This window comes from Thioalkalivibrio sp. HK1, assembly GCA_000583135.1.
In the GTDB taxonomy this organism is placed as follows: domain Bacteria; phylum Pseudomonadota; class Gammaproteobacteria; order HK1; family HK1; genus HK1.
Window position 1 is genome coordinate 1 of sequence record JFBG01000007.1, and the last position, 16,938, is coordinate 16,938.

At 60.1% G+C, this 16,938-nt stretch carries 14 protein-coding genes; 2 read left to right on the forward strand and 12 right to left on the reverse strand.

The genetic code is table 11. The annotated features are described in order from the left end of the window. On the forward strand, positions 1-569 hold a 569-nt coding region (locus BF99_RS23245), incomplete at its 5' end, for a hypothetical protein (RefSeq protein ID WP_038096929.1). Positions 570-931: 362 nt separating this feature from the next. Here BF99_RS23245 and BF99_RS0101805 read toward each other — a convergent pair. From BF99_RS0101805 to uraH, 12 genes are all read right to left on the reverse strand, one after another. Beyond that, positions 932-1,144, reverse strand: a complete 213-nt coding sequence (locus BF99_RS0101805) for a hypothetical protein (RefSeq protein ID WP_025769513.1) — start codon at positions 1,142-1,144, stop codon at positions 932-934. A gap of 411 nt (positions 1,145-1,555) precedes the next feature. Further along, positions 1,556-2,944, reverse strand: a complete 1,389-nt coding sequence (gene guaD / locus BF99_RS0101810) for a guanine deaminase (protein WP_025769514.1) — start codon at positions 2,942-2,944, stop codon at positions 1,556-1,558. Beyond that, positions 2,941-3,471 (reverse strand): 2-oxo-4-hydroxy-4-carboxy-5-ureidoimidazoline decarboxylase, encoded by a 531-nt coding sequence (uraD, locus tag BF99_RS0101815; protein WP_197019007.1) that lies wholly within the window; start codon positions 3,469-3,471, stop codon positions 2,941-2,943. The genes guaD and uraD overlap by 4 nt, the downstream gene beginning before the upstream one ends. Then, positions 3,468-4,742: a urate hydroxylase PuuD gene (locus BF99_RS0101820; RefSeq protein WP_025769516.1), complete on the reverse strand. Its 1,275-nt coding sequence runs from the start codon at positions 4,740-4,742 to the stop codon at positions 3,468-3,470. The genes uraD and BF99_RS0101820 overlap by 4 nt, the downstream gene beginning before the upstream one ends. Positions 4,743-5,028: 286 nt before the next feature. Then, a complete protein-coding gene (locus tag BF99_RS0101830) occupies positions 5,029-6,096 on the reverse strand; it encodes a BMP family ABC transporter substrate-binding protein (protein ID WP_051482738.1) in 1,068 nt (355 codons plus the stop codon). A gap of 86 nt (positions 6,097-6,182) precedes the next feature. Then, on the reverse strand, positions 6,183-7,103 hold the full coding sequence (locus BF99_RS0101835) for an ABC transporter permease (protein ID WP_197019008.1): 921 nt from the start codon (positions 7,101-7,103) through the stop codon (positions 6,183-6,185). 64 nt (positions 7,104-7,167) lie between these two features. Continuing rightward, the gene (locus BF99_RS0101840) at positions 7,168-8,265 is read right to left on the reverse strand and encodes an ABC transporter permease (protein WP_025769520.1); all 1,098 of its coding nucleotides are present in this window, start codon (positions 8,263-8,265) and stop codon (positions 7,168-7,170) included. Then, positions 8,249-9,955 (reverse strand): ABC transporter ATP-binding protein, encoded by a 1,707-nt coding sequence (locus BF99_RS0101845; RefSeq protein WP_081759063.1) that lies wholly within the window; start codon positions 9,953-9,955, stop codon positions 8,249-8,251. Before BF99_RS0101845 ends, BF99_RS0101840 begins: the two co-directional genes overlap by 17 nt. Further along, positions 9,952-11,076 (reverse strand): xanthine dehydrogenase accessory protein XdhC, encoded by a 1,125-nt coding sequence (gene xdhC, locus BF99_RS0101850; RefSeq protein WP_025769522.1) that lies wholly within the window; start codon positions 11,074-11,076, stop codon positions 9,952-9,954. Before xdhC ends, BF99_RS0101845 begins: the two co-directional genes overlap by 4 nt. Positions 11,077-11,145: 69 nt before the next feature. Further along, a complete protein-coding gene (gene xdhB / locus BF99_RS0101855) occupies positions 11,146-13,497 on the reverse strand; it encodes a xanthine dehydrogenase molybdopterin binding subunit (RefSeq protein WP_025769523.1) in 2,352 nt (783 codons plus the stop codon). A gap of 24 nt (positions 13,498-13,521) precedes the next feature. After that, complete coding sequence (gene xdhA / locus BF99_RS0101860; protein ID WP_025769524.1) at positions 13,522-15,072, reverse strand: xanthine dehydrogenase small subunit; 1,551 nt, start codon at positions 15,070-15,072, stop codon at positions 13,522-13,524. A gap of 210 nt (positions 15,073-15,282) precedes the next feature. Beyond that, positions 15,283-15,630, reverse strand: a complete 348-nt coding sequence (gene uraH, locus BF99_RS0101865) for a hydroxyisourate hydrolase (RefSeq protein WP_025769525.1) — start codon at positions 15,628-15,630, stop codon at positions 15,283-15,285. Positions 15,631-16,558: 928 nt separating this feature from the next. On the opposite strand from uraH, the gene BF99_RS22745 reads away from it, so the two are divergent. Continuing rightward, positions 16,559-16,927, forward strand: coding sequence for a hypothetical protein (locus tag BF99_RS22745; RefSeq protein ID WP_156013120.1), 369 nt, complete (start codon positions 16,559-16,561; stop codon positions 16,925-16,927). Positions 16,928-16,938 lie beyond the last annotated feature (11 nt).

Sequence of the window (16,938 nt, forward strand, 5' to 3'; positions counted from 1 at the left end):
AAGGCTGGCTGCCGGAGTTGATACCGGCGTGGGGAACGCGCACGGTGGGGGCGCCCGATATCGTTCGCTATACCGGGGATTCGTGGTTCGGCAAGGGTCGTTTGGGTTGCCTGCTGCGCAGCAAGGAGAATATCGGGGCGCAAGTTTGGACCCGTTCGGGCGACGGGGTGCTGGTCAACAACAGCGCGGCGCTCGAAAGCGTCCTCGATCTCGAGCATGACAATCGAAGGGTGGATATCGAATCGATACCCTCGCCCGACGGGGATGAGCAGACCAATTTACGCATCCGATGCCTCGCCCCCGATGGGCAGCACTGCACGAATACGACGTTTGCCTGCTACGGCGATAACGGGATGCGGCACGAAGGGGTGCTAGGTCGCATCGACCGGCTGACGGTCAGGCATCTGCAAACGAGCGAGTTGGCATCGCTGATCGGGCACCGCTGGGAAGGAATGGGTCTGTCATGCGAGTTGCACTCGGATCGGCACTTCACGGTGCAGGTGATGACCCGCACCGGAGGCGGCGGAGCGCTGGTCAACAACAGCGCCACCGGCGTCTTGGATAACTAGCGCACGAGCAGAGGCGAGCGCCTAGGGCCTGACTCGCTTTTCCAAGTTCCAAGTCTCGTAAGTTTCGATCGAGGGCGGCTTGTTCCCGAAGGACAAGTCGCCCTTTTTATGGGAATCTTATACTTACGAATCCAATGTGAGATCGTTCAAAGCGGTCTCGGGATGCCGATTCGATCGGTCTTTCTAAGATGCCGACCGCCACCTTCAACTCGACGATATCGGATTGCATCGTCCCGATCTTCGGTTCCATATCACCGAACGCCGAGTTACGCGAGGATGGCGGAGACGATCGCCGACACCAACGTCAAGCCTGTCAGAATCGAGCGGATCCAATCAGAACCGGTCATCATTGATCGCTCTCCTCATTCCGCAAATTTGATCGGATCCAGCCGCCCCTTGATATAGCCGACCTCGGCTTTCAGTTCGGCAATATCATCCTTTATCCCCAACATGTGCGAAGTCAGGCGGCTATCGACATCGTGAATCGAAGAGGCGATCCACCATGCTCCGCCCGCCATCGATAAAGCCAACGTGAGCACCAAACCGCCGAGCGTTCCGATGATCTTCCAGTCCATTGCCCCGCCCCCTTATCCGATGCTCCCGCCCGATGCGGACAGGACAGCCTTCGATGATGATATCCTAGGATGGTATCCTAACCACCCCCACACTCGCAGACGCGTCTTCCGAATCCCGCTTGACTTACCGGATCGCATATTTATCTTATATCGCTTGGAACTCCCCCGACCGGCAAGGCATCCCGCCCAACCTCCTTCGATGAGCACGAGCGATGACCTTCTCGCACCTACACTATCTCACTCGATGCCGGCATCGTCGGGCTATCCGCAACGGGAGCGAAGATGTCCCCCGAGGAAGTCATCTCCGCCAAAGAAAAGGAATTACATACTATTGAATCCATTCTCGGAACGAGGGCATGATACCGAAGTTCTTTTTCGGTTTCCAAACGACGCTCAACGATCGGCGAGCGATCAAGCCTTGCGATTTTGCCGACCGACATCGGCCCCGACATCGGCAGCGGACGATGATTCCGGTGATGAACCCTTGGCATCCCAAACCCTGCGACCGGCGATATAGGTCGCTCGCACGGCGCGGTCATCACCGAGTATCGAAAGAGCGAAAAGCCGATCTTCGAGGCTGCGCGATAACGCATGACGCGCCTTTAGCACCGGGGTCGCGCATGGATCGAGCACCACCATATCCGCCCAATATCCGCTTTCGAGGGAGCCGATCTCATCGCCTAGCCCGAGGCTCTTCGCATTGCCTCGGGTGGCGAGATGGAACAGATCGAAAGCGCTCAGATTTCTTCCCCGAAGCATCGCCACCTTATAGGCCTCGCCCATGGTTTGGAGCATCGAGTAGCTCGTTCCGCCGCCGATATCGGTTGCGATCCCGAGCCGCACCGGCCTTTGGGGATGCGCGATATGGCCGATATCGAAAAGTCCCGAACCGAGAAAGGTATTGGAAGTGGGACAGTGCACGATCACCGCTTTTTTACGGGCCAACAGCCTGCATTCGGACTCGCCAAGATGGATCCCGTGCGCAAAAACGCTGCGAGGTCCGACCAAGCCGAAGCGATCGTAGACATCCGTATAGTGTTTCGCCCACGGGAATTGCCTTCGGATCCGATCGATCTCCTCGGCGCTCTCGGAGAGATGGCTGTGCACGAGGCAATCGGGATATCGAGCGGCCAACGCTCCGGCATTTTGCAGTTGGGCCTCGCTGGAGGTGATGGCAAAACGCACGGTGATGGCATAGCGCAGGCGATCTCGGCCATGCCAGCGCTCGATGAGCGCCTCGCTCTCTTTGCATGCGATCGAGGGATCGTCTCGCAGCGAAGCCGGGGCGTTTCGATCCATCATCGTCTTCCCGCTGATGATGGCTTGGCGGCGATGATGGGCCTCGGTAAAGAGCGCCTCGACCGCAACCCGATGGACCGAGGAGAAGACCAAGGCGGCGGTGGTGCCGTGCTGTATCAGGCGATCGAGAAATAAAGGGGCGGCCGCGCGGGCGTGGGATGCGGATGCGTAGCGCTTTTCCTCGGGGAATGTAAATCGCTCCAACCAATCGAGAAGATCGCGTCCGGGAGCGGCCATCATCCGGTGCTGGGGAAAATGAATATGGGCATCGATGAGGCCCGGCAGGATCAACGCCTCGCCGTAATCATCGATCGGGAAGTCTTTGAATACATCGGGAAGGCGAGCATGAGGTCCGCGCCAGACGATGCGCCCCTCTTCGCCCGCCACCACCGCGCCTTGTCGATAAAAGCGCAACGCCCGACGGGGACCGACCGCCGCCGGATCCGCTCGAAAGGTCAATACCGATCCGCGGACCACTCGCCCGCGGGCACCTGCCGTCACTGGACCACCCTATCCTCGATGCGAAACCTGAAAATGCGCTCGACTTGGGCCAAAGCCGTGGACCGCTCAGTCTCGATATCGTTGTCGATGCGACGCTCGAAGGCGGCGATCACCGCCTGCTTGGTGGCTCCTTTCACGGCAAAGATGAACGGGAAGCCGAAACGCCGACGATAACGATCGTTAAGCGCATGAAAACGATCGAACTCTTCACGAGAAAGCCGATCGAGCCCCGCTTGCGCCTGCTCCTCGGCGGAAGCTCGGGCGAGATCGCCGGCCAACGCGGCCCTTCCGGCGAGATCCGGATGGGCGCAAAGCAATTCCATCTGCAAAGCGGGAGCGGCATTGCGCAAAGCACCGGCGAAAGCCTCGATGACCGCCTCTCGATCCGCAAAGGGGCGAGCGGCAAAGGCCACCTCGGCCACCCAAGGCGAATCCTCCGCGATATCACCGAAGCGGGAAACGAAACCCGTCTCGTCCAAGGCATTGACGGCATCGACGGTCATCGATAGCGAGGCTTCCTCGGTCATTGCGCGGCGGGCTCGCCTTTCGCCGCCGGGGTACCGGCAGCGCCTTGCTGGGACAACCAAAGACCTAGCCGCTCTCGCTCTTGTTCGGTCATATCGGTCTTGTTCCCGAGCGGCATGATGTGGGTACGTACCGAAAAGGCCTCGATGGTGTCTTTGAAGCGAAGGATATCCGCGGTCGTTTCCAGCACCACATTATTCGGCGGGTTGGTGAACCCCGGATTCAGCGGCTTGTGGGCATGGCACGAAACGCAATGGACATAGGCGATTCGCAGCACTTCGAGATCGCTCACCCGCTCGGCGGATTGGCCATCGGCACCGGCGCCGCTTGCATCCGCTACCGGCTTGGGCGCGGTCATGCCCACCAAAATCGCCAATATCCCGGCCATGGCCACGAGCGGCAAAGCCACCTTGCCGATGCCGGCTCCGCTTTCGAAATGCACAAGAACATGCCGGGTGATGCCCCCGCCGACGAGAAAAAGGGCGACCAACAACCACGCCTGCGGATGACCGCCGATCATCGGGTAGTGGCCGCTTAGCATCAACAGGATCACCGGCAAGGTCAGGTAGGTGTTATGCACCGAACGCTGCTTGCCTATCAATCCCAGACTCGGATCCGGAGGCTCTTTGGCCAATAAAGAGGCGGTGATCTTCTTTTGGTTGGGGATGATCACGGCGAAGACATTGAATGCCATCAACGTTCCGATCAGCATCCCGGTGTGGAGCAATGCACTGCGGGCGGAAAACAGGTTGGTATAGCCCCAAGCGGCGAAAACCAGCAGAGCGAAGACGGTGATCGCCAGCGCGATCAGGTTATTGCCCAAAGGGGAACGACAAATAGCGTGGTAGACGAACCAGCCGATGAAAAGACTCGAAACCGAGATCGCGATCCCCTGCCAAGGCTCCAAAGGCATCACCTGGGGATCGATCAACCAGATCGAGGCGTTGAAATAGAACTGCACCACCAGCAAGGAAAAGCCGGTGACCCAAGTCAGGTAGGCCTCCCAGCGAAACCAAGTCAAACGCTCGGGGAGCGCCGCCGGTGCGACCATGTATTTTCGAACGTGATAGAAGCCACCGCCGTGAACCTCCCAAGCGGAGCCGAACACCCCTTCGGGGTCGTCGGCTTCTCGTCGCAACGAGCGATCGAGGGCGATGAAATAAAAAGAGGTGCCGATCCAGGCGATCCCTGCAATCAGGTGCGCCCAGCGAAGCAAAAGATTCAACCAATCAAGAATGAAGGGTTCGAGCGCTTCCATATAAAACGCCTCCATCAGCCCTCTCGTCGCTTGTCGTGATCTGCCGACCCGTCGAAGCCGAAAACAGGCCCGTTCATGGCCCGAAAACGATAGGGCAAGCCGATATTCAAGCCGATCGTCGATCCGGCATGGCCATTCTTCCCGCAGGTCGGGGCTTTTCGGGCTCGTTCCGAAAAGCCCCGACCGCGAAAATCGTTTGCGATTTCAATCCATCGAACATTGGGCCGATATACGAATCGCCGAAGCGACACGCCTAGCCGCATTGCAACGATACGGGCAACGATGCAGAATTATTGTCGCATCATTGCGGCAAAGTATCGTCGATACCCTCGACATACCAGTTCATGCCGAGCAGCGTCTGATCATCGAGATGCTCGCCCTCGCCGATCACCATCGTGCCGTCTTGCTTCTTGATCGGGCCGCTGAATACGTGCATCTCCCCCGAAGCGATTTTGGCTTGGGTTTGGCGAGCCATCTCCGCCACATCGTCGGGGATATTGGTATAGGGGGCCATCTCGACCATCCCTTCGGCCATCCCCCGCCAGACATCCTGCGAGGCCCAAGTGCCGTCCATCACCGCCCTGACTCGATCGACGTAATAAGGAGCCCAGTTATTGACGATGGCGGAAACCTGGGCCTTGGGCGCGAATTCGAACATATTCGAAGCCTGACCGAAAGCGAGCGCTCCCTTCTCCTGGGCGATTTGCAAAGGAGCGGGGGAATCGGTGTGCTGGGTGATGACATCCGCCCCTTGGTCGATCAGGACCTTGGCGGCATCCGCTTCCTTGCCGGGATCGAACCACGAGTTGACCCAAACCACCTTGACCTGAAAATCGGGATTGACGGACTGCGCTCCGAGCATGAAGGCATTGATACCGCGCACGACTTCGGGGATCGGGAAGGAGGCGATATAACCGACCACCCCGCTTTTCGACATTCTGGCGGCGATCTGCCCGTTCACATAGCGTCCCTCGTAGAAACGCGCGGAATAGGTGGCGACGTTATCGGAGCGCTTGTAGCCGGTGGCGTGCTCGAATTTGACATCGGGGAATCTCTTCGCCACTTTGATGGTCGGATCCATGAATCCGAAGGAAGTGGTGAATATCAGCCCCACGCCCTGACGGGCAAGCCGGGTGATCGCCCGCTCCGCATCCGCACCCTCGGGGATATTCTCGACGTAGATGGTCTCGATTCGATCGCCGAATTCCTTCTCGACCGCCAAACGTCCCTGATCGTGCTGATAGGTCCATCCGTGGTCGCCGATCGGCCCCACATAGATGAAGCCGACTTTGAGATCCGCCGCCGAGGCAACGAAGGAGACCGCGGCCAATACGATGCCGACGGCCATGGCCGTGTATTTCTTGTACATGATCTTTACTCCTTTTTGGTGATGAATCTCGGTGGTGCATCCAAAAAAAAGATTCGTGAAGCGTCCTATGCCGCTGCGCGGAAAACTCAACGATCCGGCACGAAAGCCTGCCCCAAACAGGCCGGGGTATTGGCCTTGGCCAAGATACGATCGCCGGAAATCAGAACCAAGGCGACGATGGTCGCCAAATAGGGCAGCGATGAAAGCAGCTGGGGAGGGATTCCCGCCCCCAATCCTTGCGCATAAAGCCCCATGATCCAAACCGCTCCGAAAAGATAGGCGCCGACGAGGACCCTTCCCGGCACCCATGTCGCAAAGACCACCAGCGCCAAAGCGATCCAGCCCCGGCCTGCGGTCATGCTCTCGATCCACTGCGTAGTGTAGGCGAGCGAGAGATGAGCCCCCGCCAGCCCCGCGCACGCCCCGCCGAATGCGATGCACGCGCAACGCACCGCGATCACTTTATAGCCCAAAGCGTGCGCCGAATGATGGTTGATCCCCACCGCGCGGATGACGAGCCCCGTTTTGGTGCGCGATAAAACGAAAGCGGTTGCAATGGTGAGGATGAACGAAGCGTAAACCAAAACATCCTGAGCGAAGAAGGCCGAGCCGACGATCGGCAAATCGCTCAACAGCGGAATCTCGATCCTCTCGAGTTTGACTCCGGGCAAGCCGGTGAAGGGCTCGCCCACGAGACCTGACAATCCCAATCCGAAGAGGGTCAGGGCAAGCCCGGTCGCCACTTGATTGGCCGCCAGTATCTGGGTGAGAAAGGCGAATAGCAGCGACATCGCGATACCGGTGACCACCGCGGCCACGATACCCAAGGTGGCGGAGCCGACGGTATAGGCCGCCGCGAAGCCGGCGACCGCCCCCATCACCATCATCCCCTCGACGCCGAGGTTGAGCACGCCGGAACGCTCGACCACCAACTCCCCGATCGCCGCCAGCAAAAGCGGGGTGGAGGCGGCGACGATGGTAACCAAAGCGGCTTCGACCAGGCTCATCGATCGCATCTTCCATCTTGTCGAGCACACCGCCCGGCCCGTTGCCCGGTGCGAAATCTTCCGATCATGCCTGACCTCTTTTCGGGGTGGTCGTTGCCAAGCCGGTACCGATCCAGCGCAAGCGATAGAGGATCAATGTATCGCAGGCGAGGATGAAGAACAGCAGCATGCCTTGGAAAACCCGCGCGGTTTTATCCGAAACCCCCGTCAGCTCGATTTGCGCGGCCTCGCCTCCGAGATAGCTGATCCCCAGCGCGATCCCCGCCAACAACACCCCCACCGGATTCAAACGACCGAGAAAGGCCACGATGATCGCGGTGAATCCGTAGCCCGGGGAGATCGAGGGCTGCAACTGGCCGATGGGTCCGGCGACTTCGCAGATCCCCGCCAGCCCCGCCAGCCCTCCGGCGAGGATGAAGCAGAACCATAAAGTGCGGGGACGAGAAAAGCCACCGAAGCCGCTGGCCTTGGGCGCCTCTCCGCTGATGCGAATCTCGAAACCCTTCAAAGTCTTGGACATCATAATGAACAGGGTAAATACCACCAACAGCGCTATCAACGCCCCTGCATGCACCCTTCCATCGCCCAGAGTCGGCAGCAGTTGCCAAGACTCGAAACTGACCGAATGGGGAAAGTTATAACCGTGGGGATCGCGCCACGGACCCCGCACTAGCCAATCGAGCAGATAAAGCGCGACATAGACCAGCATCAAGCTGGTCAGAATTTCGCTGGCCCCGAAGCGATGGCGAAAAAAGGCGGGGATCGCGGCCCAAGCGATGCCCCCGGCGATGCCGCAAAGGATCATCAGCGGCAAGACCATCGGCGATTCCCATCCGGGCAGGAGGATCGGGATCGCGGCCCCGGCGATCGCTCCTGCGGTCAGCTGGCCCTCGGCGCCGATATTCCAGATATTCGCCTTGAAGCAGATCGCAAGCCCGACACCGATCAGCACCAGCGGGGCGGTCTTGACGATCAACTCCTCGATCGACCACCACGTGGTCACCGGCTCGACGAAATAGACATAAAGGGCGTGCAAGGGATCCAACCCGCGGGCGGCGAAGAGGATGCCGCCGACGACGAGCGTCAGGCCGATCGCCAGCAACGGCGATAGGAAGGGCATCCAGCGGCTTCGCTCCGGGCGTTTTTCAAGGATGAGCCGCATCGCGCTCGCTGCCTTTTTTCATATCGTTCACATCGTTCGTCTTGTCGATGGTGCCCGGGGCATCGAAGGGGCGGGTTTCGTGCTCGCCGGCCATCAACAGCCCGATCCGCTCTCGGTCGACATCCCCGATCGGCAAAAGTGCGGAGAGTTCTCCGCGCGAGATCACCGCCACCTTGTCGGCGATGGCGAAGATCTCGTCCAGATCCTGGCTGATCGCCAAGACCGCGGCGCCGGCTCTGGCCATATCGATCAGGGCTTGGCGGATCAATGCCGCCGCCCCCGCATCCACACCCCATGTCGGCTGATTGATCACGATCGCCTTCGGCTGCCGATCGAGCTCGCGCCCGATCACGAACTTCTGCAAATTGCCGCCGGAGAGCGCCCCGGCCGGAGGGTTCAGGTGGCCGCCGCTTCGCACATCGAATCGCTGCATCACCCGCTCCGATATGCGCTGCGCGTATCGTTGATCGACGAAGCCTCCCCTTGCAACCATCTCGCTATCGCAGCCGTGGCGGGTCAACAGCATATTCTCGGCGAGAGTGAAGGTCGGGGCGGCGCTGTGGCCCAAACGCTCTTCGGGAACGAAGGCCGCCCCGAGGCGGCGGCGGGCGGAAATCCCGTCGATGCCGCAATCGGTACCGGCCAAGGCGATCGCTTCGTTATGCTTGACCAAGCGCTCCCCGGACAAGGCCTCGAAGAGTTCGGATTGGCCATTGCCCGCAACTCCGGCGATCGCCACCACCTCGCCCGCTCGCACCGCCAACGAAATCCGATGCAACGAGATCCCGAAGGGGCCGTTCGCCGGCAGATCGAGATCGCGAACGGCGATCATCGTTTCTTCGAGCGGCGAACCGGTGCCGCCGGTGATCCGATGCACATCGGAGCCCACCATCAACCTCGCCAAGGAAGCGGCGGTTTCGCGGCGGGCATCGACCTGCGCCACCACCTGCCCGTGGCGCAATACCGTCGCCCGATGGCACAGGGCCTTGACCTCCTCTAGCCGGTGGGAAATATAGAGCACCGCACAGCCGCCGGCGGCCAACTGACGCAAGGTAATGAAGAGTCTATCCGCCTCCTGCGGGGTCAATACCGAGGTGGGCTCGTCCATGATCAGCAGGCTCGGGGATTGCAGCAAACAGCGCACGATCTCGATCCGCTGCCGTTCGCCGACCGAGAGATCCGCCACCCGGGCGAAGGGATCCAAGGACAAGCCGTATTGCGCCGACACCTGCTCGATACGCCCCGACAAGGACTCGGGGTCGAAGCGCCCGGTCATGACCAAGGCGATGTTCTCGACCACCGTCAAGGCATCGAAAAGGGAAAAGTGCTGAAACACCATGCCAATGCCGAGGTCTCTGGCCACGGCCGGGCTCGGCACTCGAACCTGCTTACCTCGCCAATGCAAGGAACCGGCATCGGGTTGAAGCGATCCGTAGATGATCTTGACGAGGGTGGATTTGCCGGCGCCGTTCTCGCCGAGCAAGGCATGGATCTCGCCTTTGCGAAGACGCAACGACACATCGTCATTGGCCGTGAAGTCCCCGAAGGTCTTGGTGATTCCATTCGCCTCGAGCAAATAATCGGGCGGCGCCTCGCCATCCGCTGCGGGAGGCGCCGACTCCAATCCCGGCTCCGGGCTCGGCTTCGGAGTCGAGTTCGAAGCCTGCGAATCGGAATCGTCCGAGATCATGGACTTTCGCCTACGGCCAGTGCCGGATGAGAATTTCGATGCTTCGGCGGCACCGGATTCGAACGCATCTTTTGTGGGATCGGGACGATGGACTCGGCATATTCCAAGAGCTGGGCGGCGATACCGACCGCGATCGCCGCCGGGAGTTTCGATCGAATATCGAGATTCCCGACGGGGCAGATCAAGGAATCGATCGCCTTCGATGCGACCCCCGCCTCGCGCAAACGTCGAATGAAGCGCGCCCGTTTGCTTGCCGAGCCGATCAGCCCGATATATGAGAAACGCTCCTCAGCCAGAGCGGCATGCACGATGGCAAGGTCCAAAGGATGGCTGTGGGTCATCACCACGATCATCGCTCCATCGGGAGCGCGGGCGAGCTCGGCGGCGGCATCCTCGCTCGGCAAGGGGCGAGCGTTGGCGGGCATGCGCTCGGGGAAGGCATCGGGGCGCTCGTCGACCCATACGATATCGAAGGGCAAGGGCGCCGATGCCAAAACCAAGGCGCGCCCGACATGACCCGCTCCGAAAAGCCATACCGACGAATGCGTATCATCGAATCTTTCATATAAAGTGCCATCGCCGGCAAGGGCGATCCGGCCACCCCGGCCTTTGGATCCGACCGCCGAAAGCGCATCGGCATGACCCTGGGCAACCATCGACGAATCCGATGGGCTATCTTCTACGAGAGCATCCGTAGCGGTTTGGATATCGACGATCTCCCGCTCCACTCTTTCCGTACCGACCCGGCCTCGGGTGATGAATCGCCCTTGCGCCTCTTGTGCGGCAAAAGCCCGGATTTCGTCGAGCCTTCCTCGGTCGAAGCATTCGGTGAGCACTTGCACGCTGCCGCCGCAGCATTGGCCGAGATCGGGTCCCAAGGCGAAACGATCCAACGTCGCTTGTATCTTCGACGATTCGGTGAGCATCCCCCTCGCCTTTCGGATCGCCTCCCACTCGATCGCGCCCCCGCCGATGGTGCCGTGAAACCCTCCGGCAGGTTCCAAAATCATCCTCGCCCCCGGCTCCCTGGGCGACGAGCCACGCACTTCGGCCAAGGAAACGAGGGCGGCGCGGCCGTGCGTTTCGACCATCGAAAGAAGTGTCGTCCAAGTACGCATCATTGAGGGTTCCGTCGCCGATATCCTTACGATTTAAGCGAAGCGAGCCGATAAAGACCGGACGATAAGGGCTCACCCCGCCTCGCTGCGCAATGCGGCGACGGCCCGCAAAATCGCCTCGGGAGTGGCCGGTGCGTCCAGAGGCGGCAATCGCCTCGAGGACAAGGATGCGATGGCGTGGGTGATCGCGCTGAACACGGAGATGGCGAGCATCAAAGGGGGCTCGCCCACCGCCTTCGATCGGTGGATGGTCGGCATCCGATTGCGTCCTTGTTCGAACAAGGACACCCGGAAATCCGCCGGCACGTCGGAGCAGGTCGGGATCTTGTAGGTCGACGGAGCGTGAGTGCGTAGACGGCCTTGTTCGTCGAAAGCCAGTTCTTCGGTTGTCAGCCACCCGGCTCCTTGTACGAATCCTCCCTCGATCTGCCCGATATCGATGGCGGGGTTCAACGAACGGCCGACATCATGGAGGATATCGACCCGATCGATCCGCATCTCGCCGGTGGTGATATCGACGCTCACCTCGCTGCAGGCGGCGCCCATCGCGTAATAGTAAAAGGGATTTCCGCTGACCGTCTCTCGATCCCATGTCATCCCCGGGGTGGCGTAGTGGCCGGTTGCGGAAAGCGAAACCCGCTCCTCGACCGCCAGCTGCGTCAACCGCTCGAAGGGGATCGACTCCTCGCCGACCCGCACTTGCCCGTAAGCGAAGGATACCTGCCTCTCACGGACTTGGAAGAGCCTTGCGGCAAGCCTCGCCAAGCGCCGACGGATAACCCCGGCGGCCCTCGATGCCGCCATGCCGTTGAGATCGGAGCCCACCGAAGCTGCGGTCGCGCTGGTATTGGGCACCTTGTCGGTGCGAGTGGCAGTGATCCGCACCCGCCCGATATCGACGCCGAATTCCTCGGCCACCACCTGCGTGATCTTGGTATGCAGCCCTTGGCCCATCTCCGTACCGCCATGATTGACCTGTACCGAGCCGTCGCCGAAAACATTGACCAATGCCCCGGCTTGGTTGAGATGCTTCAAGGTGAAGGAGATTCCGAACTTGACCGGGGTCAACGAGATCCCCTTGCGCAGATGCCCGGCGCCTTCGGCGGCGGCGACATTGAAGCGGGCGATGGCCCGACGGCGCTTGGCATATTCGCCGGTGCGGGCGAGTCTTTGCATGATGCGCCGGACCAGGCGATAGCCTTGGGGCTCCATCCCGAAGGGGGTGATATCGCGCCCCGGGGCGTAGAGATTGCGCATCCGCACTTCGAAGGGATCCCGATCGAGGTGGATCGCGATCGCATCCATCATCCGCTCGGCGGCGAGCATCCCTTGGGGACCGCCGAAACCCCGAAAGGCGGTATTCGAGACCGTATCGGTGCGGATCCTGCGGGAAAGAATTCGACACTCGGGATAGAAATAAGCGTTGTCGGCGTGGAACATCGTGCGATCGTTGACCGCCATCGAGAGATCCGCCGAATAACCGCAACGGGAGCTGAATGCGAGATCGACCCCCGCAAGCAAACCCTCATGATCGAAACCGCAGCGCCAGTCCACCCGAAAATCATGGCGCTTGCCGGTCATCCTCATATCGTCGTCTCGATCCAACCGGATCTTCGCCGGCCGACCGGTGCGGCGGGCGGCGAGCGCCGCAAGACATGCCCATTGCGCCGCTTGGGATTCCTTGCCCCCAAAGCCCCCGCCCATCCGCCGACATTCGCAGACCACCGCGGCATCGGGGACGCCGAGCATGGCCGCAACCAGATGCTGGATTTCCGTCGGATGCTGGGTGGAAGACAGGATGCGCATTGCATCGCCCTCGCCGGGAAATGCGATGGCAACCTGCCCTTCCAAGTAGAAATGCTCTTGACCGCCGATGCGAAATCGCCCCTCGAGGCGGTGCTCGCAGGCCTTGATCGAAAGCGCCGGATTGCCGCGCTCGAAGGTATAGGAAGGCATCAGATCGCCGCCGTTTTCGATCCCCTCGTCGACGGCGACGATCGGGCGGATCGCTTCGGCTTCGATGCGAGCGAGGCGAGCGGCACGCCGGGCTTGATCTCTGGTTTCGGCGACCACCGCGAACAATGGCTGCCCGTGGAAGGAAACCTCGTCGGCGGCGAGGATCGGATCGTCCCCGAAAACGGGGCTGCAATCGTTGACCTCGGGGATGGATGATGCGGTGAGGACATCCAAAACCCCGGGAGCGTTGCGTACCGCTTCCAAGTCGAGTGTGTCGATCCGACCGCGGGCGATATCGGCATATCCGGGGACGACGTGCACCGTTCCCTTGGGCTCCGGTAGATCATCCACATAGACGGCGGTGCCTCGGACATGGGCCACGGCACTGTCGTGGGCCATAGCCCTCCCGACGCTCGCCCCCACATCGGGATCCGATCGATCTTCGATCCTGTCGTTGGTTATCGGCATCTTATTTGCGTTTCCGATGGCTCTTCATCGAGGCGATCCGGGATCCATCGCGTTCGGATGGGAATCGTGAGAGTTGTTCAAATCGCCGATCTCGATCCGGTGCAGGTCGCGTCGATCGATCAAACGCATGTCGCTCGTCGGCCGGTCGGCCACCTCGTTTAGAGCCTTGGTCAACAACGAATGCGAGACCTGCAAACGATAGGCGGCGCTCGCCCGATGATCGTCGATGGGCGAAAAGTCCCGCTCCCACTCCTTGGCCGCCAGATCCATCGCGCGCGCCCTTGCATCGGGGTCGTCGATCTCGCAGCCGACAAGCGCCCCTTCGACATGGAAGGCCCGCTTCGGGATTGCCGCCATTCCTCCGAGCGCCATACGAGCGTGCACCACCCGCCCCTTCTCGATGCGAAAGAGAAAAGCCCCGAGCACGGCGGAGATATCCTGATCGAATCGTTTGGATATCTTGTAGCAACGGAAATGTTCGTTCGCCGCCGGGCGGGGGACGACGATGCGCAAGAGGATCTCCCCAAGAGCCCGATCTTGGCGCCCGTAGTCGATGAAAAAATCCTCCAGCGGCAAGCGACGACGCGCATCGCCTCGTCGCAGTTCCACTTGCGCCCCCAAAACGATCAGCCACGGTGGGGAATCCCCGATCGGCGAGCCGTTGGCGATATTACCACCGATGGTACCCAAGCTTCGCACCTGCTTGGAGCCCAAACGGCGCAGCAACTCCTCGATATCGGGGTCGATACGGGCGAGAGCGGCTTCCGCTTCGGCGTAGGTCACCGCCCCTCCGATCTCGATCCGATCATCATCGACGATCACCTCGTGCATCGATGCAACCCGTCCGGTATGCACGATCTGCGGCAGCGATCGCAACTGCTTGGTGATCCACAACCCTACATCGGTGGCCCCGCCGACGATGGTCGCATCCTTATGCCGCTCCAAGAGCGATACCAGCGCATCCTCGCTCGCCGGAGCGGCGAAAAACGACTCGTCATCACCGATCCGGATATCATGATCATCGATGAGAGACTCAAGCAGAGCGTGCGTCTTGGCGCTTCGCCGAGAAAAAGCATCGTCCGGCTCGCCGGTACACGCTGCAAGCGCCGCATCCGCGATCGGACGATAACCGGTGCAACGACATAAATTTCCCGCAAGCCAATCGTTGACGAGGGAGCGATCCGCCCGTTGTCGAGAGTGATAAAGAGCGAACAGGCTCATCACGAATCCGGGAGTGCAAAACCCGCATTGCGAAGCGTGGGCCGAAACAAGGGCGCTTTGAACCGGATGAAGATGCTCGTCGGAAGGAGCGAGATCGTCGACGGTGACGATCTCGAGCCCATCCATCATGCCGAGCAATGCGATGCAGCTGTTGATCGGCTCGTAGACGATTCGCCCCGCTCTCAGCCTTCCGACGGCAACGGTGCAAGCACCGCAATCCCCTTCGGCGCACCCTTCCTTCGTACCGCAAGATCGTTCGCGCAAGCGTAGGTAATCGAGCAAGGTTTCCGTCGGCGAGACATCGGATAACTCCACGATCTGTCCCTTGCGGATAAAGCGAATATGATTGCGCATCGACCTCGATCTCCCTTGTTCAACGCCGCATCTTGATCGAACGACCGCCGCCGACACGAGCCCTCCATAGAAAAAGATCGCGCCGATGACGAAGGGCCCCAAGCCATTCCCTCCCTCGAAGACACCGAGATTATACGATAGGGAAAATGGAGTACCGAAGCGATTCTCCTACAAGAAATCAATCATCGCACCAAACGAAAAAGAGCAGTGTCAACTTCCCCGATAGGTCGAATATCCATAAGCGGAAAAGAGCAGGGGCACATGATAGTTTTGCTCCGGATATTGAATGCCGAAGCGCACCGGAACCTCATCGAGAAAAAGCGTATCGAGATCGACGGCATGCCTCGTCCGCAGATATTGACCGACCATGAAGCGCAGCTCGTATCGACCACAGCGAAAATGCTCGCCTTCGAGCAAGGGGTCGGTGCGTCCATCGGCATTCGTCAGCGTTCGCACCAAACAACTCGGCTCCGAGTCCATGGTCCACAACTCGATGGCCACCCCTTCGGCCGGCCCGCCCGCCATCGTATCCAAAACATGCGTGGTCAATCGTCCCATCGTCGAATCCTCCTTGTCCATCGATGTATGAATGAATCCTATTGATGTGCGTTAATGTACACCATCATCGCCCCACGGAATCCCGCTTTGCGCACAAGCACCGAGGGTATATCCGATCGATCGATATTGCAATGATATTCGATATTGTCGATGACGCTCGCAACGGCCGAATTATATCCTTTGCACCGCCCGCCCGAAAACTTGGTTATATGCTGTTGATAGATCATATAGTTATATAGTTATCGAAAAACATCGGTGTGGTTGCTTTGGTACTCTCTATCCCTATCGTATAATCCGCTATCGTCTACTAGGAGCCGCTTCGTCTTTGCTGAAGTTGGTCACCGAGTCGATGGTCGATGCGCCGGTTAAAGCAGAAGGGGTGCGATATCCACCGCACCCCTACGCCGATCGGGAACTCCCAATCCATTTGCGCGTAACGATAGCACCAGAGACACCTAGAATCAACACCCCCTGCTAAAGTCCCATCATCCGAGAAGTGCATGCGCGGCATCAGGATGCTGATGGCGAAGAACTGTATCGACAGTCTCTCGGAGGGGACTTGCAAGGGCTTGACCGAGAAGGCCGAGCAGAGCATCTAGTCGCCCTAGTGCGTTGTATCTGAGATGCAGGCTGTGGACTATTGCCTTTGGGCACTGCAGCGGTTCTGCGAGTGCCGAAAGGAGAGGTTCTTGAGCCTGATCTGGCCGCAGGTTGTCGCGATCCACGACTTGGATCGGGTGGAGGAAGGCAGGCGGGGTGTTTTGTACACAAAAAGAAAGCCGCTCAATCCGGCGGCTTTCAGGGAATAGGGAGGTCAGGGATATAGGGTCTACGGATCGACACCCGAAGACCACACGACTTGGAGTCGAATTTTGTCCCTGACCAAGCGCAGATGATAGATGTATCGGCAGTGATTCTCAAGTGAACCATGGACAGAAGTTCCTCCACCGGACTGATCCGCTGCGGCCGATGGATGGTCGCCGAGATCAAGGCAGAGCCGCTTTGCCTGCGCTGGGGTTGGCCGCCGAGCGCGAGCGTCGTTCCGCCGGGGCGATGGTCTAGGCCGCGGGGTTCGGAGCAGGCGCGGGCTCACGGTCTCGCCGTTTCCGAGCCTAGCCGGCTCAAACGCAAAGGCACCGGCGATACAGGCCAATCCGATTCGGTCATAATTGAAAGCAGCATACAGCCGGAAGCGTCTCCCGGAACAGTGGACGGGCCGAATCCGGACTCCGGGGCGGCGCGGACCGGTCTCGTGCAGGCATCGAACCGGCGACCAGCCCGGATGCCGCCAACCTAGGGAAAATGGGA